The following is a 21,490-nucleotide window of genomic DNA, read 5'->3' on the forward strand; positions in this document are numbered from 1 at the left end:
GAAGAAAAACTAAAATGACGACACAAACAACAATGAATAACGAAAAACTTTCTCCATGGCCTTGGCAGATTGAAGAGCGCACAACGCATTTCGATACAGCAGCAATGGCGACAGCGCTTAAAGACATGAGTCTTGGTTGCTACGTAATTAATCACCCAGAGAAAGGCTTAGGCGTTAGCCAGAAAGCTGAAATTACATCTGGTGATTCTGCAAGCTCTGTAAATACACACCCAGTAAGTGCATTTGCGCCAGCTCTTGGCACTCAAAGCTTAGGTGATGAAGATTTCCGTCGCTGTCATGGTGTTAAGTACGCGTATTATGCAGGTGCGATGGCAAACGGCATCTCTTCTGAAGAACTTGTGATTGCTCTTGGTAAAGCGGGGATTCTATGTTCATTTGGCGCAGCAGGTCTTATTCCTTCGCGCGTTGAGCAGGCGATTAACCGTATTCAAGCGGCACTGCCAAACGGCCCTTACATGTTTAATTTAATCCACAGCCCAAGTGAACCAGCACTAGAGCGTGGAAGCGTAGAGCTGTTTTTAAAACATGGCGTTCATACGGTTGAAGCTTCGGCTTTCTTAGGTTTAACACCTCAAATCGTTCAATATCGAGCTGCGGGTCTTAGCCGTGATACAAAAGGCGAGATTCAAATCGCTAACAAAGTGATTGCGAAAGTAAGTCGTACCGAAGTAGCAAGTAAATTCATGCAACCTGCGCCAGCTAAAATGCTACAAGGTCTGGTTGATGAAGGTCGTATTACCGCAGAGCAAATGGAACTAGCACAGCTTGTTCCTATGGCGGACGACATCACAGCAGAAGCGGATTCTGGTGGTCATACGGATAACCGTCCACTGGTGACTCTTCTGCCAACAATTTTAGCGCTTAAAGACAAGATCCAAGCACAATACAATTACAAAACGCCTTTACGTGTGGGTTGTGGTGGTGGTGTTGGTACTCCTGATGCAGCACTAGCAACGTTCAACATGGGCGCTGCATATATTGTGACGGGGTCAATTAACCAAGCGTGTGTAGAAGCAGGGGCGAGTGAGCATACACGTAAACTACTTGCGACAACTGAGATGGCAGACGTAACCATGGCACCCGCAGCGGATATGTTTGAAATGGGGGTTAAGCTTCAAGTGGTTAAGCGCGGTACTTTGTTCCCAATGCGTGCAAATAAGCTTTACGAAATTTACACGCGTTATGACTCTATCGAAGCGATCCCAGCTGACGAGCGTCAAAAGTTAGAGAAGCAAGTGTTCCGTTCAACGCTAGACGATATCTGGGCGGGTACGGTTGCTCACTTTAATGAACGTGACCCGAAACAGATTGAACGTGCTGAAGGTAACCCTAAGCGTAAAATGGCACTGATCTTCCGTTGGTATCTTGGCTTATCAAGCCGTTGGTCTAATACGGGTGAGCAGGGACGTGAGATGGATTACCAAGTGTGGGCTGGCCCTGCTCTTGGTGCATTCAACGAATGGGCGAAAGACAGCTACTTGGATGATTACACACAACGTAACGCAGTTGACCTTGCGAAGCACTTGATGCACGGTGCTGCTTACCTTGCTCGCGTGAATCTTTTAACCGCTCAAGGTATTAAATTAGACCCTGAGCTAGCGCGTTGGACCCCGAGCCAGAGAATGGCTTAGGTTATCTCGAATCTTTATGATTCAACTTATTAGTTGAACTAAGATGTAGGCCAAATAAGAAAAGCGACCATAAGTATGGTCGTTTTTTGTATGTAAGGCAAAAAGCGAATCTTAATTTTACTTTTTACATCGGAATAGGTTGTGAGCTTATGACATTTTCAATTCCTTGTTAAAGTTTAAAGTCCTAACGCTTTTTTCACAGAACAGAGGTTATCAATACGGGTATTATCGACTTTTGGGGGGCGTAATCGGGATTAACCAAAATATAACACGCTGCTCGCCATTGCGGCTAAAGAGGAGGTGTTATTGGTACTTGAACGTTTTACGCTGGTCTATCCTATAAGTACTGATAAGGAGAATTAGGTAATAGGAGGATACATGACTGATAAACTGAAAAACGTGCTATTTCGTGATTTCGGTACCCATGCAGTAAAGAAGCTAGAAATTTCAGAAGCTCGCATCGTATTAGTTGTTGCCCCTTGGACTGACTTGACAGACGAAGTCTCCGCGGTATTTCAGGATATCACGCTTAGCTATGTTGAAGCGCAGTTAGATTCAACCGATGAAGAGCTCGACCTCACATTCCCATGGGATATTATTCGATTGGACTCAACGAGCAAAGATAAAAATAGGTGGCATTTTGGTTTATGTTGTAGCGACATCATAATCGGTTTTGATGCATCGTGGCCACATGTGAAGTTTTCCAGTGATTAAGTTATAAAATAGGACAGCGATGGCTACCCTATGGGTTTTCAAGTGCATTATTAGAGGTGTTTTCCTGAAAACTTCAACACTAATACAGCTTATATCTATGAATGTCGTTGTATTTTAAGGTAAAAGCTGACTTATTTGCATCTAATTAAGTTGTACACATTTAGTTAAAGTAACTAGAGTAACGCTTGTTTTAGATCATGATAGGTTTGAACCGCTTCGTCGGAGTAATCATTTGCAAATTCTTCGTACCTTTCTTGGTTGTTAATGTACTCTTCAAAGTTAATAGGCCTGCCATCTACGATTAACTCAAAGTGAAGGTGGGGACCGGTCGTTCTTCCACTGTTTCCACTTAGCCCAATAACCTCGCCACTGGTTACATAGCCCCCTTTAGAAACGAAAGACTCGGAAAGGTGTAAATATCGAGAAACTTTGCTATCAGAATGCTTGATGACGATGTAATTCCCTGCAAGGCGATTAAATCGAGAAGAAACCACCTCACCATTACCTACTGATACTATTTTTGAGCCGATCGGGGTCGCGTAATCGGTACCGTTATGTGGAGAATAACGCTGGGTAATCGGGTGTAGTCGATTGTGACTAAATTGGGATGAAATACGAAAGTGATCTTGTGTTGGATTTACTAAAAATTCGTTTTTTACTAATGACCTACCATGCTGATTAAATAGCTCGTTAGTTTCGGAATTGAAAATATAGAATGAATAGCTAGAAGTCTTATATAAAAAGGCTTCTAAACGACTTTTATTATCATAGCTGTTCGATTTGGTTTGTACTAAAAATGTCGCATTGTCATTTCGTTGATCGAAATGGTCGAGCTTACCCAGCGTTACGTTAATTAATTGATGTGCAACATTGGAAGGAAGCCCTGAATCCATAATGGAGCTGATAAAAGAGTATTTGACCTCACCTGAATAATGTTCTCGTTTAATAATATTAGATTGGTTCAACTCAGATGGATAAGACAAATGGAAATCGTTGTTTGATTTTCTCCAAAGGTTGTCTTGGTTATAAATGCTTGTTTTCTTGTTGAACTCTATAGATATCAGGCCAACTATTCCTATGATCAATATGATAGAAAAGATAACAAAAGGGACTCTAAGTTTGTTGCTTGGGGATATTCGACTGATAGAGTTCATTATGTTCCTAACGGACGTGCTAAATAGACCAGTAAAGAAAAAATTATGCGTGTTTTGGCGATTATAAGCAATTTTACAAAAAAAAATCGGGCCAAATTTATACGTAAAAGCGCTGTTTTGACTGGCACAAATAATGGTTTACCTGATTAGAGTGTTCACTTAAATGAATTAACCACTTTTATGCTAGTTAAAAGGGGGTATTTTATGGAAAAAGTGACAGATTGAGAAAATCAGTGATGGAAATATAATCGACGCAACTAATTTTATATCACTACTATTGTGTCATTACTATGTGTCTAATAAATAAATTACATCGGCTTAAATTATGGTTTATTACCTCTTTGGTTTTAGTGATCCTCAGTGCTTGCGGAGGAGATAGTGGAGATGGGAATTCAAATGAACCTCCGTCACGAGAGGTAGGCAGCATTTCAGGTATCGTATACGATGCGCCGGTTTCAGGTGCCAATGTGTATGTATGGGAATACGTTGATGGCCAGATAGGTAAGTTATTAGGGCGCACAACCACCGATGCGTTCGGCAATTACTTTATGAGCTTGGAAGCGTCTAATCGATTGTTGTTAGTTAGCGCACAGGGTGGCGGTTATGTGGATCCACTCACCAACGAGACGGTATCTGTTAGTAACGGAAAAGTTCTCAGGCTTGATAGTGTCATTAACTACGAAGAAGGTGAAAGACACAGTTTAATGGTGACTCCGTTAACCAACATGGTTGCGGGGTTGGCTCGTTTTAAAATAGAAAACGGTGTGAGTGACTCGTACGCTGTCAATCAATCCTTGCAGGCCATTAACGGTCTTTATGGCTTTGATGTTAATACCACAAGACCGATAGACATAACGCAAGGCGGACAAAGTAGCTTTGCAACACCAGGGCATAAATATGGCGCGTTATTAACCGCTTACTCATCATTGTCATTTGACCTGATAGAAAAATACGGAAACCCCAATAACGTCTATACATCGATGCACCTTGCTGATATCCAGTATCGTGACGTGAGTTCAAATGGGTTACTAGATGGGCGAGAAGTTCATCCGCATACAGGTATGCAAACTCCTATAACATTTGGCATGCAACGTGTCACGAGCGATCTATATACGGCTGGGTTAGCGAAACATGTCTTGATTGTAGTAAATGACCCTGAGCTCAACATTTCTGGTACACAATCTTCAGACTACATAGAGTTCAGTCATCAAATTAACACCCTTGGCACACCTGGAGGTGGGGGAAGTGGTGTGATTCCACCAAGAGATGGCGACGATATTGATACAGATCCACCAGAAGTGGAAAGAACAGATAATGCGGTATTATCGAAGATTGATAAAATAGATGTAACGGTTTCTGACAATATTGGGATAGACGAAATCGGCGCCTTTATTCAGTACCAAGTTGGTGAGAACCCATGGCAAAATGGCTTTTGGGAATTAGAAATACCGTGTAGCTATGATCTAGGCGCTGGTGACGGACTATGTGCGCTGCAACTCAATGACTTCCAGAGGGGGCAACGAGTTGCGGATGTCAATGTTGAAATCGATACACTTACTCTAGATGCGCTAAGTATTTCCCCTGATACAGGAGAATCAGATGTATCAGCTGCGCGTATAGTGGTTTACGCAGAAGATGCTTTAGGTAACAAACATCAGGTAGGCGATGGTGTACCACTAGAGTTTGAGTGGAATAATAAAGTTCCAGTTATTAATGTATTGTCGGAAAGTACTATTGGCAGTGCGAATGGTACATATGAGCTTTATGGCACAGTAACAGAACAGAACTCACCAATTACTTTACTGGAAATATCTGGAACAAATTTACCCACAGTAGAAACTACCTGTAATCCACATCCAATAAATCCAGGGGTTTGTGAATTTAAAGAACCGTATCTAACTCAAGATCTAGGTTCGTCAACAATTTTCACGTTAGTTGCACAAGATATGGTTGGAAACAGAGGTGAAGCGAAGCATGAAGTAAGGCGGGATGCGCAAGCGCCAAATCAAGCGATAACATACCCGACAACCAATATGGATTTTGTGGTTGTTTCCTCTAATGGTGATCGAAATCACTTGAGTCAAAGGTTTGAGAGCAATACGTATACTGAAAGTAACATTCAAACGAAGAACGAATACTTAAAAATTGAACATGCGTATGCTTCAGAAGGAATCAAGAATATTGAAGGTGTAGATTTTGAAGATTTTCATGTCAGTATCTTACAGACCAATAAAATCCCTTATGTCAGAGTTCTAATTTATGATCCGCAAAGTTCGGGACTGATAGGTTCCTCGGCCGATAAACTACAACTTAATGTTGAATATCATGAAAGCGAACTTAATAATGGCAATTATAGATTTGTAACTGAAATAACATCTACGTCACATATTGATAGTGAACCGTCTAACATTCCTCATGAAAAAATAGTGTTTGATGGTAACGACTATGTTGAACAAATGGTTTATTACATTCCTTTTACTTCGGATATACTCGGGGGAACATTTTCATCCAAAACAGAAAATAGCGCCCATAAACTTGTCATTAGTACAACGGACGAGGCTGGTAATAAAAGTGCTCTTCAAGAAGTTTACTTTAGAAATACATTTGATCTTCCAAGTTTTAAAGTCATCACTCCATTTATAGGCGTGAATGTTGAACTGTTAGGGTTAGACTCCAATGGAGGGTTCATACCAGCAGGCGCATGTCAGACCGATAGGGATAGTGAAATTCGCTCCGGTAACAAGGCGCTTGATGTAGCATCGTGTGACATTATTTCTGATGTATCAAACTTTGATTTTTTACATATCCGGCTCACTGGAAATGCGGTGTATTATCAGTGGGAAGATGACCCTTCAAAGGACAAAGAAGTCCATAACCTAATTAGTTCGGGCATTGGTGTCTATTTCCCTTTAAATGGGTCTCAAGAGTTTTATTTAACAGAGTTGTCTGCATACCACACTGGGTTATTTGATTATAAATGGCATAACTTAAGTAATGGGCAGAAAACGTATAGCCAAGCTAAAACAATTTTAGACGAAGTAAAATCGGCTCTTGCACTGCAAAATAATGCTTTTTTTGGATTCGATCCTACGGATACTCGTTATGCGACGAATGAAGATTTGCGCGGTACCATTCCGCCAACACTAAATGATGAATTCCACCATCGATTCCTCGTCGAGGCGCTGGTTGCGTTGGCTGATACAGATGTTTTATCAAGCTCTGTCGACATTGTTGCAGCGTTCTATGATGACCTAAGTCATGATGGCCTAGCGAATGGCCGAGGAGCCAACGGTGAAATCACGATAGGGAATATAAAACTTTCAGCAGAGACGTACCGCAAGGTCTTGGCCGAATATTACTACCGAAATATAACCAATAATCACGGGATATCATTATCGGTTGCCCAAGCGTGGGCAAATAAAATATCGGAAGCATATCCACAATTTTTCGGCGAAAGTATATTTGGAGATGATGAAGGAGGCAGCATCGATGAACAACCTCCCGCCATTACGCTAAAAGTCGAAGAAGGGAGATTTTATGAAAAGAATAATAGAACTTATGTAGCAGGTGCCATTGATGCGAGTATTCTCCTAGAGGACCCGTCTGGTATTGTAGATGATGGCGGCCAGAAAGTGGCTTTTAATTCACTTTGGTTTACTGAAGATGATCTTATCAATGGTATTCCGGCAAATATTACGCCTACACCTAGTGATGATAACTTTAATAACCCCTACGAAAAGTCGTATAGATTTACGTTGAATAGTGACGACCCTAGTAACCCAGATATCTCAGATTATATACAGTTTATGCTGGAGGTAAGTGCAACAGATACCGTTGGTAATGATCATGGCTTCGATAACCCGCCGTATGAAGCGATTTACCACTTAGATAACGAACCCCCTAAAATTACGTATAGGCCCCCAACGGGCGATGATGATACGTTCCTTAATGTGTCCGACACTCACCTAGTATTAACGTTTGATGTTGAAGACCTCGTTGATGATATTGTAGAAGATAGAAGCCTTGTCTTTACAAAGCCTGGCAGCCCTGATGAAGTGTATGGCCCAGTGCGTTTTGCAAGTAATAGTCACAATAATTTTTCAGTCAATTTATGTACGGAAGATGCCTGTAAGTATCAAGAAACATCAATTTTTCCAGGTGACGGTGAATGGACAGTTTACGCACAAGCAACCGATAATCTGCAAAACTCGATTTCAGCAAGAGAACTGAATGCACCGCGGTTTAAAGTGAATATAGATACACAGAAACCCCTAGTAGAAAGTGAGACCATACAAGGTAAGCTTAGTGGTAATGGAGAATGGAGACCGGTAGTTACTCCAGGCCTATCGGGGATTGAAAGTGTTGATGTGAAGTTAAAGCTTGGTTCACTGACTGAGTACACACTTGAGAAATGTGATTCACAGTACCAAGATTGTTCACATACTACACACCTAACAGGTAAACAACCTGAAATTAAAGTTCAATTGGTGGCGAGTGACTTTAACTACAGTGATGAAAATCAGTTTATTGTCACCGCTAAAAATAATGCCTATCCGCAAAATCAAAGCGACGTAGGCAAGTTTACTTTCCAAGTTGACAACAAAGGACCTGATATTAATGTGACTCGTCCTTGGGTAGTCGACTCGCGATCAGGTGGTAGTGATATTTTAGGTAAAACGTTTAAGGTGACCATTGATTCGCTAGAGGATGACTCTGCTATTGCTTCAGTCTCGCTGTACCAGGTAGGAAATGATACACCCATTATTACAATTAATGACGTTAATAAAGGAGAAGAAATTCCTATTAGCCTGGTTGAGCGTGATACGAATAAGATTGTGATCGAAGAAGACAAAAATATTGAGCTCTATTTAAAGGCGATTGATGAACATGGATTTGAAAGCGACCCATCAACGCCTGAACCAGTTCTATTTGACCGAGAAGGGCCAGAAATTTACTTAAGTGGCTTAAACCCTGACGCTCATTACTTAGGCAGCTACCAATTTAGGATTGACGCTACTGATTACGTCCCTGGTGGTGACAAATCACCTGAAGGCATAAATGAAGAAAGCTTAAGATATTGGGTTTATCGAGATACTCATCCTGGAGGTAATGGCACAGCGCCAACCGACTGGATGGTTCCCTTAGATAATTCAAGCAATGGTACTGTTAATATAGAGGTTGCAGCGACAGATGTTCGAGGCAATGCTACGACGGAATCTTTTGAAGTAAACGTCTATAACACAGCGCCAAATGTTACGTCTCACCAGTTCCAATATGATGATGGAACAGTTATCAACGGGCCGATTACACAAAATGATAATATTAATATTGTACTAAATATAGAAGACGAAATAGGGGTCGAATCCATTGAAGCATTTTATCGTCATTCAAGCATACCAAGCGATCAAGATGGAACATCAGTAACATTTATAGAGACACCAGAAGAGGGGGGTTGGAAAGCTGCCCTATTAGGTGAAAACTTATCCCTAGATGGAACTTACTATTTTAAAGCCGATGTATTTAATAAGGTCCGTTTCATTAACCAGGAGCAACGAGCCGTAGGGAAATGGAATACGAACCAAAGGGTTGAGCGTCTTGGTGCTACCCACACAATTACCTCACCAAATAATTTTCAACAGTATGTTGCAAATAGCACACTAGATATTGAGTTCAGACAATCTGGAGAAGTTCCTGCAAAGTTTGTCGAATGTTGGGTACGAAATAATTATCAGGAAGACGGTGTCCCTGATAATGATTTTGCATATTCAACTAGATTGCCAGTAAACGATCCAACTAAATACAGTTGTTCATTAGAAACTGACAGAAATATTGAATACCCAGCAACGTTAATTACGCGCACAGAAGCGACGAATGGTACATTGAACATTCAAAAATTCACCTTTCAGATGATGGATATTGATACTCCAACAGTTGAACATGAAGGTTCATATTATTTACACGGTAATCAGGTTTCTGAAGACCTTATCACTGGCGAGAAAATGATCACGATAGACCTGGACTATAAGGATACATTGTCAGGTGTAGATATATCAGATGGCCAAAACCCAAGACTATTCAGAATGTCTGGACGACACACTATCTACCCTAGTATGTGTGGCGACAGTGGGGTTGTAGGGCCTGGAATTGTGCGTTGTACCTATACTGGTAAATATAGTGAGTTTCTTGATAGCACCAGCCCAGTGCATGAGTTTGAAATTCGTGGTTTGAAGGATAATGCTGGAAATCCATCAAGCAACATTCCGATTGAATTAAAAAAACCGAATGTGAAAATGGCACTGAATATTCTGAGTCCTATACCAAATGAAATAATCCGAGGAGATAACCTAGAGGTAGAGTTTGAGTATGAAATACATGACAACACTCGATTAGATGCATTTTCATCACCTATTGATGGTAGCTTTTCTGATCCAAAATCTTGTCAGTCTAAGGCCCTAACCAATACTAAAACATGGTGTGCGACATTTAGAGCTGACCTAGCGGAAGATATAGAGGGGGCTACAATTGAAATAGTTGGAACGGATGTTTTTGGAGAGGTCAGTAACACTAGCGTATCTGTTATTGTCGATAATGTTCCGCCAATTATTGGTGAACACTTTACAGTTTCGCAATCTCCTGACTTAGAAGGGTACGTTCGATTTACCTTTAATATTACGGATATGCCAGGAAGCGGTATTGACAAGGTTAATTATAGTAGTGCTCCAAATATCGGTATTCCACCAGGTGACGATCCTGAAAACCCAGGAGATAGACCAGAGGATGGAACTGGGTCTGCGCAATACTTTGAAGTGCCAGAAGAGAATTTATCAGGTCATAAACTGATAATTGTACAAATACGTGCATTTGATAAGGCAGGGAATGTTAGCCAAGGTTGGATAGAGGTTGATGTATCTGTACCCACAATCGAGTTGGGCTTCTCTCCTAATGTTGAATTTAAAAATACCAATTTAATTTTAGATAACATCAATCAAAGCTTCACTATTAGTACAAAGGGAGGCGCAGCTATAGGCTTAGATACCTATGAGCTAATGTTGACACCTACTGACCCTGAGTTAAATACCATTAAAGTCAATGGTAGCTTTAATGGGTCTTCAAATATTAACGAGCAACTACCATCGTTAACGAGTAGGGAAGGCCAATATGATCTGACATTAAAATTAATTGACAAGTTTGGCGGTGAGCTTACGCGGTTTGATCTATTGGGAGGGAGCTATACTAACGTGAATACCGTTATCGACTTCAACGATCCTCAAATCGGAACTGTGACTGCAGAGCAAACATCGTCTATTCCGGTAACTGGTAAATACCCTGTAGAGGTAACAGCCGTAGTAAAAGATCAGAACTTAAATGAAGTATGGTCACAATTATTCAATCGAGGAACGCTAGAGTATGTTAACCCAATGGAAACAATTCCACCCGCTGATGGCAGTGATGCTTATACATTTAAATACTTAGTCGATGCTGGTGATTACGATGTAAAAGTATTTGCTAATGATTTAGCTGAAAATTCGGTTTCGCATGAAAGAGAAGAAGTAACGGTTATTGAATCGAGTCAGCCATTTATAGAAGATATTTCATTTTATCCAAATGCACCCATAGGTGGAGGAAAAGAAACAACAGTAACTATCTTGTTTTCAGAGCCGATTATTGAAAATGATATAACAATTAGGTTAACCGCAAATGAAGGTAGCGATGTTGGTTCTTTAGTTAAAGGTTCGGAAAGTTGGGTCGGTGACAATATCTACGCAGTAAATTACCGAGGCCCAAATGACGACAAAAACAAAACAGTTACCTTAGAAGTTGAAGAAGGAAGCTATCAAAGTATAAATACAATTCCAGGTCGTGGTGAAAGTAGCGAAATTTCAATCAACGCCAAACTTCCTACCTTAACAAGCGTAGTATTTAGTCCAATACATCAAGTAGTTGGTGGAACGGTAGACGTCACATTTGAATTTAATGAATCGGTGACAGGTATTAGCGCTAAACTGGGTAGTGAATCGGTAACGGGGTTAACGGGATCAGGAACCACGTGGGAAGGGGCATTTGTTGTTGGTAACACTTCGGGTGACCATCATAAGTTGACCGTAAGCGATTTTGAAGACAACTGGGGTAATATTGGCCTGCCTGATACGAGTTACCGACTACCAATTACACCAACAATTACTGTTGATCATGTAGAGACAGTAAATAAAGACAACGTTGAGTCGGTTTACATTTCTGGAAGCACTGAACGTTTTCCTAATGGTAATAGATTGAGTGCCACCTTTACGAGTGAAAATGGCGGTGGTCCCGTTATTAAAGACAGAATAAACGTGAGTGATGATAGATGGAATTTTAACGTTAACCTGAAAGCCTTAAATGATGGCGAAATATCACTAGTCGTAGAGGGTCAAAATGCGCAGGCAGTATTTGTAGAAGGCAACCAGACATTCACACTAGAAGCGAGCGAACCTTCAGTTGCAGGCGTTGTTCTTACTCCAAAATTCGCTGATGACACTGAAATAGTAACCATAGAAGCGTCATTCAATAAACCGGTAACCAAACCGAGTGGCTCAACACTTGGAAGCAATACGATTAACTGGAGCGGAACAGCAGATAGCCTAGTGTGGCAAGGCACGGTTGAGGTAAGCGCAAACATCAATGACCTTCAATTACCCATTACAATAAAGGGTTATCAAGATAGTGTTGGTAATATGGGTGACGATTATACTGATACTTCGTTACCATTAACGCCACATATCACTATCATACCAATTGAAGGTGATGTGAATGAAGAACAAGCAAAATCATTACTGTTCGAAGGAGCAAGTGACCGATTCTTAAGTACAGATAAACTGACCCTTGATATTGAAGGTAAGAGCTTCATAGAAGTAGACATCAATAGTAGTGGGGCATGGAACAAAGTCGTGGATGTATCGGATCTAACATCTGGTAGCCCTATTTCATATAACGTTTCAGGTACAAACGAATACGGTGCCGTTGCAGTAGTTGCTAGTAGTGAATTTACGCTGGATCTTACAAAACCTACAGTTAGTTCAGTGAGCATTGATCCTGAAATTGCCGACGTTCACGATGAAGTACAAGTCGAGGTTGAATTTGATTCTAGAGTGACCATACCAAATCGCTCAAATATTGGTGGTATTGAGATAGATTGGGAGACAAAAGGTTCAAATACAAAAACCTCTTGGGTTGGAATTATAGTTGTGCCGGATAGTATTGAAAATGCGATAAAAACGCTAGCCGTTACAATCGGGGGGTTCGCCGATAGTAATGGAAATACAGGGAATGATCATACTTCAACTCCTTTAGTGCTTAAGCCATCAATAACGTTTAACCCTATTGAAGATGTAAGCCTTGAGGATGCGGGTGAGTTGATTATTAGTGGCGTCACGACACGTTTTAGTGAAGGTCAAACGTTTGAAATATCAATAACCGATAATAATGGCGGAAAAATTCAGAAAGCGGCAACCATTGGTTCTGGAGGATCGTGGAGCATTGTCGCAAAGGTCGACACGCTAGCACTTGGAACGATTTCAGTAACAGCATCAGGTAACAATGGTTATACCAATGCAAACACAAGTACTGACTTTGAACTTGTAGAAGATCCTGTGATTGTCCGAATGGGCAATCAAACACTGAGTATGGGTCGTCTCGCACTTAATCTGGCTGCTTAAACGTCCAATTCGAAATTATTTTTAATTAATTTAATAGTAACTTATAAATAAAGTAGTGGAATAGAATGTAGTAATAGTAAAAGTATGGCATGAGTCGAATTTAATAATCCGTTTGTTAGGGTGAGTACTTATAAAAGTAACTATTTAAGCTGACATTGTGACACGTTGAGATATAGATAAATCAAAGATAAAATACGGATGTATCTTAACCGATACGGTCCTGTTCTGAGTGAGACTTCACTTGGTTAGGTGGCGAATAATTATCTAAGATTTGTATCATACTGCAATATTCAGACTGTTCTCACCTTTCGGGTGTGGTTGTAATGACCACACCCTTTTTATTACGTTCTCCGTGTAACCCTCTATTTTTATTTGAGTTGTTTTGACACTAGGCTTGGTTGTTATTAATCTAATTATCAATAATGTCGATTGACAATTTACAATTGTGATCTTTATTCAGGTATTACCACTCCCGTAATTTAATTGGCCTAATTAATAACTTTAATGAATGTTTGTTGATGACATTAATAGTCTCGTTGTGTTGAATAAATCATTTCAATTGTTTAATATCTTACCAGCCAAACCGTTATATTAAGTCTTATCAACTTAACTATTACCGCGGCCAATTTATAACCTTGGTTGTGGAGAAAATAAATGCAATTAACTTGCAAGTTTGTTCCAAGCTCTAAAGTGACCAACAAAGAGCTTAATTATATCCTTACGCCTGATGAGTGTGTAAGGCAGCTTTCGCGTATGCGAAAATCACAGGATGTTATCGCTCAGCTGCCAAAACAACTGCTAGATCAGTTGCCACTGTCAGCTAGAAAGGATCTTTACAGCCTACAAACCGGCATCAAATCTCAATTGGTTAAAGGGCAGTGGGTCGCATTAGCGTTGTTTCCTCGCCAGTACCCAATCTCTAATGATCAATTATCTTCATACCCAGCACTTATGCGTATCATCGACGGCCTACAAGATCAGCCGAGTAAAAAGCAAACCAAAGCTGGATACCAACAAGTAGCTGACGATGTACCTTTGGCGCGAAACTATACCTATAATCCAGTGGAACCAAGTCCAGATAAAAAGATTGTGGTTGAGTTTGCTGGACAGTGGCGAAACCATGCTGCCTGTTTGATGTTAGGTAAGACCGAAGCACAGCCTGAAAAAGTAAGCAACGCAAAACCTGATGCAGAAAACAGCCACCGAAGCCTAACAACATTTAAAAGCTTAGAAGACGAAGCCAAGTCGCTTTACATCAAGATCCCATGTGTCGATCAGCCAACGCCAATCAAACTCAAACTTGCAGACAACATCATCCCTGTTGATAAAGACGAGAAGATGGACGAGTGGGATAATGTGTTGGTGCCGGTAGTTCCACTTGACCACAAAGGCGAAGAGTATGCAGTCAAAGATGTGGGTTGCTTTTACATCGTGTGGAACAACAAGGTATGGCGAGAAATTGAAATCCAAGAAAACGGTCATTTCTCTGATATCGACATCGACTATTTTCGCAATGCCACCCCACCATCTGCAGAAAATTTACGTCACCTTGATATCAATGGCGCGACCTTAATTGAAGAGTGTTATATGGGGGCAGAGCCTTTCGATATCATTCAAGATGGCGAGGTGTTCAAAACAGAATGGTTGTCGCTTGAGCAAACAGCCAGAGTGCAGGGGCTGAGCAGTGAAGAAATAGAGATCAAGTTCCACAATATAGAACATGACCCTATTTTATTGGAAACTCTACCAAGCCCTAAACGTGCAGGGTTAAGTCTTGAAAGGCGCAGTCAAGGAAACCCACTGCCACACATTTGGCTGCCATACAAAATCAACGGTGAGATACAAGATAACTTGTTTGTGCACTGCAGCAAGGCGCCACTTACCATTAGCCAGATTGAAGAGTTGGAGAAAGATCCACAAAGCTCTAGTTTATCGCTGGAAGCTCTGATGGCTTACAGTGAAGAGCATAATTTCGAAGCTGCAGAGGGGCCGCTAACAGCACTATCGAATAACGTTTCTCAAGACGTTAATCCAGCTTTAATCAAAGACCAACAAGAGTGCAATATCGCTGCTCTTAAGATAGCTAGCGGCTCTGTGCCTACGGTGATCTACTTACATGAGCCCGATGTTGATCAAGAAGACGATTTTTTCGAGATTAGAAATCTAGATGAAGACTGGTCTAGCCGTACTTATCTATCTTCGTCTCATAAAGATCAAGCAGGTTATTACACCCTACATTTTGCGTTCCCTCCACCGGAGGTAAAAACCGTCGATCTTCTTCGAGCCGCCCATTCCGACTTAAGTAAAGGGCAGCAGTACTACATCACCATTGAAGAAGATATCCCAGTTTCCAGTTTATTGGGTTGATTCAATGACTAGCTAAGTCAGTTATTCGTTGAGTCAGCTTTAAGGCTAAATCAGTTAGGTTAGAAAATGAAAAAAATACTACTAGCGTTTCTCAGTGCCATTTTGCTTGCCGCATGCAGTGAAGACGATGGCAAGATTTACGTAGGAGAGCACAATTACTACGTGATGGCTCCCAGTGAAGTGAGCGAACAGAAAGGTACGTTTGATTACCAAGAGAAGCTGTTTCCGCGCTACTACATTTATCGTGCCGACGAGTGGCCGCGAGAAGACTTAAGCGATGTCAGTTCTTATGATTTACCGCGCATTCAGTTCTACTGGGCCAATATGTCAGATAAAAGCCACCCGATGTACTCTGATTATGAGCGGAGAGCAAAAATTTGGAGTATGAAAACGGACGGTACAGATCTACGCCTTGTTGTTGAAGACCCGTTGATAGGTCTAACAGGTAAAGGGAAAATGGTTCGTTCACCAAACAACCGTTACTTGGCTTACTCAAGAGCAGTAGATGGTGAAGCCGTTTATGATCTAGAAACAGGAGAAATACATAGTCTAACGAGTCGTAGAGGCCCTAATGGCTTTTTATGGGCAGAAGACAGCAGCTATTTGTACTATTTAGTCAGAGGTAGTCACGGGCCAGCTACTTATAGATGGGATGCTGAGACGCATGAGAAAACTCCAGTTGATATCTCTATACGCGATACAGGAGTGATTATTGAAGGAATTAGGTATAACGTATCTGATGTTGGAGTCGGTACATTTGATGAAAAAAGTAATGAACGTATATCTAGTATTCCTTGGCATGAAACTATAGAGAACTGGCGAGAAGCACGTGCTGAGTATCGTTCGATAAGTCCGCTAGGAAAATATGCTTGGGTAGCTTCTAAGCAACACAGATTTTTTATTGATATAGAAAATCAAACAGCGGAAGTGAACAATAATTATATGCCCTACATACTTGGCCTCGATGGTCGATTTGCTACTGGTGTTCGTCACGCCATGGTAATGGATGTTCGAGACAACGAAACGAAACAGGCGTGGAAGTGGCGTCCATTAGGTATGAATCGATCTCTAGAACAAAGTAGCCTTTACAACTCCTTAGCGAATGATGGCACCTGGTTTAAGGAGGTGGAGTAGTGACTTGTTACGTATCTGAAGAATATTACCTGTTTGGAGTTCATTATGATTCTAATGTACAAGGCGATGATACTGATTTTGTACAATGGAACATAACTGAAGACCTTACGAGCTCTGAGAACGTGGAGGTTCTAAAAGAAAAGGTTCGTCCAATACCCCTCACTCCAATTATGATTGACGCCTTTGTAGAAAGTGGCGACCCACAGCTATGGGGCAGTGATAAGTTTGGCAAGTTAAAAGAAATCTCTTTAGGTAAGCCCGACTCATTGTGCGCGGTATTTAATGGTACCGACCAAGAGAGTAGCGATTTGGAAAATGTAGTGTTACGCCACAGTGCGCGCAAAGAGCGAATCCACCCCGATGAAAGCCTGCAGCTGACGATTCCGCCCTTGAACTTACTTGCCCAAATGGTTGGTGAACCAGACAGCGGAGAGGGTGCGAGCGATAACAAAACGTTGGCAGAAAATCTTGCTTCTTTCACTAAGGCAGTTAATGAAGATTTTACTGGTAAAGACAGTACATTTAAATTGACTCAAATATTGCCTAGCCAGCTTGCGAAGTATGATGAGGAAGAGTCGTTAACCGAAGAACAACAAGAGTACAATCAGTGGCGTGAACAAAAAATAGAACAGGGCAAGCCGTTAAAAGGCTTTATGATGCCCTACATGCATTCTGTGGCGGTTGTGTTTAGTGACCCACTTTATGCAGGTGCTAAAGTCACACTGATTAAAACTATGGGTGCATCTGATCCGAGTATTGATAATTCCCCTGTTTATGAAGTTTTATCTGAAGCGATGGTTTCAGCTCCAGTGATAGATGAAACTCAAAACGCCTTGCCAATTGCGATGTTCAATTTAGATTCCAATTTGGTTGATGATGGCTTTTACCTTATTCAAGTCGAATTTTGGGAAGAGGATTATAAAAAGTTCTATCAAGACCAATACAAAGTAGATGTAGAGCTACCTCAGAGTGTGATACACGCCAATGTGAATTACTCCATGGTAGCGAAAGATGGCGACTCTACCCCGCAACGACTATATCGCTATGAACTGCACGAGAAACTTCAGTTTAAACCCGCCCCAGGTATTGGCAAGATTGCTTGTGTTTGTGGCGACATGGTTTCCCTTGAAGAGACACTGATTCAACAGTTTCCAGAAAAACATCCAAGTTACGCTGATTTTGCCACCAAAGGGCTCACTGACCAAAATGCTGTTAAACCGGGCTTAGCGGCTATGTCTCTCACTGGCACTTTGATGAAAACGGCAGAATCGGTGATGGGCGATTTTGTGACGTTAAATGGCCCGAATATTCCAGGTTCAACCAGTGAACTCGCAGAAACTATAGGCCTTGCATTATGGGAAAGCTCAGATAAAAGTGAAATCCCTTCGTTTGTGATGAGTGGCTTGGCACTGGCATCTGCACTTTCCGCGTCTAAAGAGTCACTAAAGCAGTTTAACGATGCGAAGATACTGGCTAGCAGAGGCATCAGTGCTGCTGATTCGGCTAAGCTGATTTTTAAAAACAACGTTCTGGATATGGATTATTTTAGGCGCTTACACGGAATGGGGGAGCTGGCAGAAGGTCAAAGCCAAGTTTCACGCACAATGGGTAGGATGTCGGAGTCTTGGTATCGGGGCGATCTCAGTAAACGTTTTAAGGCCATGGAAACTGCGCAAAGTGCGTATGAAATGTACCAAGACTACAAAGGTTACACCGGAGCCATTGAAGATGCGGAGTCAGCTTTCGTTCAATTAGAAAACATGGCCGAGCAGTATTTGCAGCATCTGACTTACGTCCAAAAGTACGACAATGTGGACGAATGGGAACATCAGGCTAAGGAAGTCACTGAAGCTCTTGGCGAAGGGGCCACTGTACTTGTAGACCAGCAAGGCGTCGCCATCAGTCTCTATTTTCAGTTTAATTCTGCTGAAAAAGAAAATCAGATCGAAGTAACAAACACTAATTTCGAAGCCATTTGCGAAAGCTTGTGCCAGTTCCTAGAAGATAACCTTGATTACCAAGTTGTGATTGAAGGCTTTGCGGGGCTGATTGGCACGGCAGAAGCCAATATGCGGGTGTCTGAGGCAAGAGTGAACTTTGTTAGTGACCACATTCTAAAAAATGCTAGTGATGAGTCTGCGCTAACATCGAGAATCACTACACATGCGTATGGTAAGTCTCAATTAGTCAAAGGGAGTGAAGAGAACTATTCGGATCACAATGATCGCTCTGACAGTGCTGAGCAAGCCATGGACCGCCGAGCAGATATTCGCTTAGTGATACCAAACTATAAAGTTGCTCTACCGCCGAGCCGAACCGGTGCAATGAAGCTAGAGAGCATTCACCAGATCTGGCAATCTCATTGCATTGAAGCGAACGACGCCAAGAACAAGATGATCATGTCGACTATCGACGTGCTTTGCGGTATGGCATTGTTTACGCCCGCAGCTCCCTATGCAGCTATGTACTTTATGGGCAAAGACAGTGGTTCTCTCATGACGAGCGCCGCAGACTTTATGGACGATCTCCATGGCAATAAGATCTTTGAAGAGATCAAGGAAAAGTTTGCGAACAAACATGACTTAGTTGTTCTGGGCCGCATTAATAAAGTGTTGCTGGAAAAATATGAATTTGTGAACGTTGATATTGAAGCTAAAGCACTCAGTGCAGAAGAAGCCGCGCAGCATTTGAAAAGCAGCTTAACTAGAAATGAGTTAATCAAGCGTTTCATTTTAAGGGCGTATGCGCTTAACTGCTTAACGGAGCTGCTGGCAACAATATCGGTGAAATCGAGTTCAGTATTCTCGCGTGATTTGGAATCGCAGGTTAAGAAGTACAAAGTGAAAGAGTTTATTGAAACGTATGTCATGTCGGAAGATTGGGACATGCCATTGTACTCGGGTTATTCTTTAGCTCAGTCTTGGGTGAATAGAATTGAGCAGTCATCAGCGATGAGCTACTGGGGTATCTCTGGCTACGAGTATTTGGGTAAGAAGATTCAAGGCGGTATTTTTAACAGCGGCTTCCCAGTTCAAACTCAGCTTTATCTAGATAGCAAGTTCGAAAACCCACTGGTTCAGTTTGCCCGTGACTTTGATATTACTAAGCAAAATGTTAATAAAGACGATATCGGATTTTCTCGTCTACTTGTTTGGAATACGGGTACGAAAGAATGGCAGCCCTACAAAGAGCTACTTGATTCTGGTAACAGAATCATCTCTCCGCTTACCCGAGTTAAGCTACAGATCATATTGAAAAAAAATGCGTCTGACAAATCCAAGTCCCTATTCTTCCAAACCCTGAAATATCGAGCAATTGCCTCGTGGGGGGATGCACACGGGCCAGAATTTGAAACTCTGTTTATGAAGAAAAGTAAGTCAGATTTCGCGGTCGATCCTGATAGTGCAATTTCTGATTATTTTGACAAACAGTACGCTGAAGAAATAAAAAATGGCGGTGATTCGAAGTATTTAATGGGTTGTGAGTTTGAACCTAGCTACTGGTTTGGTAGGCACGAAATTCAGGGTGTGAAACCTCTGTTTCCAAAAGATGCGTTGGACTCCATATTCCTAGGGTTCAAAAGTCGTTTTTCAGACAAGTCAGTTTTCGAGTTATGGCTTGAAGAGCAACATCATAGAGACATGGACTATAAGTTTAGGCTGGGTAATGTGGATATTGAAATCGCTAAAGTCAACCAACAACGCCGAGTGCATGGCGATAACAATACTGTTGAAGTCATCGTTCCATCAAGTGTTTTCAGTGTAGGGGTCGACAGTAAACCACATGCTCAAATGACATACACTGGCCAGCATAATCAACAGCTGCGTCTCTCTGCTGAAGATTTAATGATTGAGGACTTTGTCCGAAGTACCTCTTCTTCAATGGCAGACAATACCTCGTTACTTCTAACTGGAAATGTCATTACGGTTGCTGCGTTTGAGTTAGCGGGTAAGCGCCGTTTCTTATCGGAAAGCAATCGAATCGAATCCGCGTTTAACTTTAATTGGGCAACTAATAAAAAAGAAAGCGTGTATATCGCAATACTGGCTGATGAAATTAATGTCGAAGCATACAGCAAGATGTCGCTCGACACGGATTCGGTCCAAATGCAGATGCAGCTTTCCGATACTGGCCCTATTTTCCATACCAAAATGCATAATTTTGGACGTGTTGAAACGAATGAGAAGACCGAGTACAAACAGGATAGAGAGGGAAGTTTAACTTCAACTAATACTTACCATTTGGAGTTAAGCGAGACTATCAGCAATGGTGAGGATGATGCTTCTAAGAGTGAGTTTGTTCAACAAGCTTTACAACACATCAATGAGAATCTCTCAGACTATGTAGGTAATTTAAAAGGTGGGAAGCCCAAAGCTATTTACGTCATGAAATTTGAGCTTGACTACATTGCACCAACGGGGCAGAAAGTAGTTGGTTTGAGGCCATTTGGTAAGGCGGATGAGTTCCGTACGCATCTCTTTGTTTCGACATTGAGGCAAGCTGGTTTAGTGAAACATTATGAAGTGCCATCCAGCAAATTGTTGGCTCCGGCTATTAATGATTTAGCATCTGAAAAAAATCCTTGGTCAGGCAATACGGATTTGGGCTCTGCCGATGATCCAAGTGCAGCGCAGTATTGGAACACACTTACGAAAGAGCAAAGAATCGAACATCTCAAAGAGTGGTTGACCAAGCATTCACACTCGCGTGGCGCACCAAGTTTGGAGTTAAAACAACTTGATTAAAACACTTGGAAAGTAGTTATAAAAAATCCCCT

At 41.5% G+C, this 21,490-nt stretch carries 7 protein-coding genes; 6 read left to right on the top strand and 1 reads right to left on the bottom strand.

Annotated elements, in window-relative coordinates:
- Positions 1 to 14: 14 nt before the first annotated feature.
- The gene (pfaD, locus tag KP803_RS09675) at positions 15 to 1,652 is read left to right on the top strand and encodes a PfaD family polyunsaturated fatty acid/polyketide biosynthesis protein (protein WP_248008621.1); all 1,638 of its coding nucleotides are present in this window, start codon (positions 15 to 17) and stop codon (positions 1,650 to 1,652) included.
- Positions 1,653 to 2,030: 378 nt separating this feature from the next.
- Positions 2,031 to 2,366 carry a hypothetical protein gene (locus tag KP803_RS09680; protein ID WP_248008622.1) on the top strand — a complete coding sequence of 112 codons (336 nt, stop codon included), beginning with the start codon at positions 2,031 to 2,033 and terminating at the stop codon, positions 2,364 to 2,366.
- 173 nt (positions 2,367 to 2,539) lie between these two features.
- Here KP803_RS09680 and KP803_RS09685 read toward each other — a convergent pair whose 3' ends face one another.
- Positions 2,540 to 3,520 carry a peptidoglycan DD-metalloendopeptidase family protein gene (locus KP803_RS09685; RefSeq protein ID WP_248008623.1) on the bottom strand — a complete coding sequence of 327 codons (981 nt, stop codon included), beginning with the start codon at positions 3,518 to 3,520 and terminating at the stop codon, positions 2,540 to 2,542.
- 350 nt (positions 3,521 to 3,870) lie between these two features.
- Between KP803_RS09685 and KP803_RS09690 the strand changes: the two genes are divergently transcribed.
- From KP803_RS09690 to KP803_RS21970, 4 genes are all read left to right on the top strand, one after another.
- The gene (locus tag KP803_RS09690; protein ID WP_248008759.1) at positions 3,871 to 13,212 is read left to right on the top strand and encodes a tandem large repeat; all 9,342 of its coding nucleotides are present in this window, start codon (positions 3,871 to 3,873) and stop codon (positions 13,210 to 13,212) included.
- A 654-nt stretch (positions 13,213 to 13,866) separates the two neighbouring features.
- The gene (locus KP803_RS09695) at positions 13,867 to 15,579 is read left to right on the top strand and encodes a hypothetical protein (protein ID WP_248008624.1); all 1,713 of its coding nucleotides are present in this window, start codon (positions 13,867 to 13,869) and stop codon (positions 15,577 to 15,579) included.
- Between the two features lie 66 nt (positions 15,580 to 15,645).
- Positions 15,646 to 16,713 (top strand): membrane lipoprotein lipid attachment site-containing protein, encoded by a 1,068-nt coding sequence (locus KP803_RS09700; protein ID WP_248008625.1) that lies wholly within the window; start codon positions 15,646 to 15,648, stop codon positions 16,711 to 16,713.
- Complete coding sequence (locus KP803_RS21970; protein ID WP_248008626.1) at positions 16,713 to 21,458, top strand: OmpA family protein; 4,746 nt, start codon at positions 16,713 to 16,715, stop codon at positions 21,456 to 21,458. Before KP803_RS09700 ends, KP803_RS21970 begins: the two co-directional genes overlap by 1 nt.
- Positions 21,459 to 21,490: the final 32 nt, after the last annotated feature.

It is taken from the genome of Vibrio amylolyticus, from assembly GCF_023145695.1.
In the GTDB taxonomy this organism is placed as follows: Bacteria; Pseudomonadota; Gammaproteobacteria; order Enterobacterales; family Vibrionaceae; genus Vibrio; species Vibrio amylolyticus.

Coding starts and splice junctions, on each gene's coding strand:
- pfaD (WP_248008621.1), top strand. CDS start 15: ATGACGACACAAACAACAATGAATAACGAAAAACTTTCTCCATGGCCT.
- KP803_RS09680 (WP_248008622.1), top strand. CDS start 2,031: ATGACTGATAAACTGAAAAACGTGCTATTTCGTGATTTCGGTACCCAT.
- KP803_RS09685 (WP_248008623.1), bottom strand. CDS start 3,520: ATGAACTCTATCAGTCGAATATCCCCAAGCAACAAACTTAGAGTCCCT.
- KP803_RS09695 (WP_248008624.1), top strand. CDS start 13,867: ATGCAATTAACTTGCAAGTTTGTTCCAAGCTCTAAAGTGACCAACAAA.
- KP803_RS09700 (WP_248008625.1), top strand. CDS start 15,646: ATGAAAAAAATACTACTAGCGTTTCTCAGTGCCATTTTGCTTGCCGCA.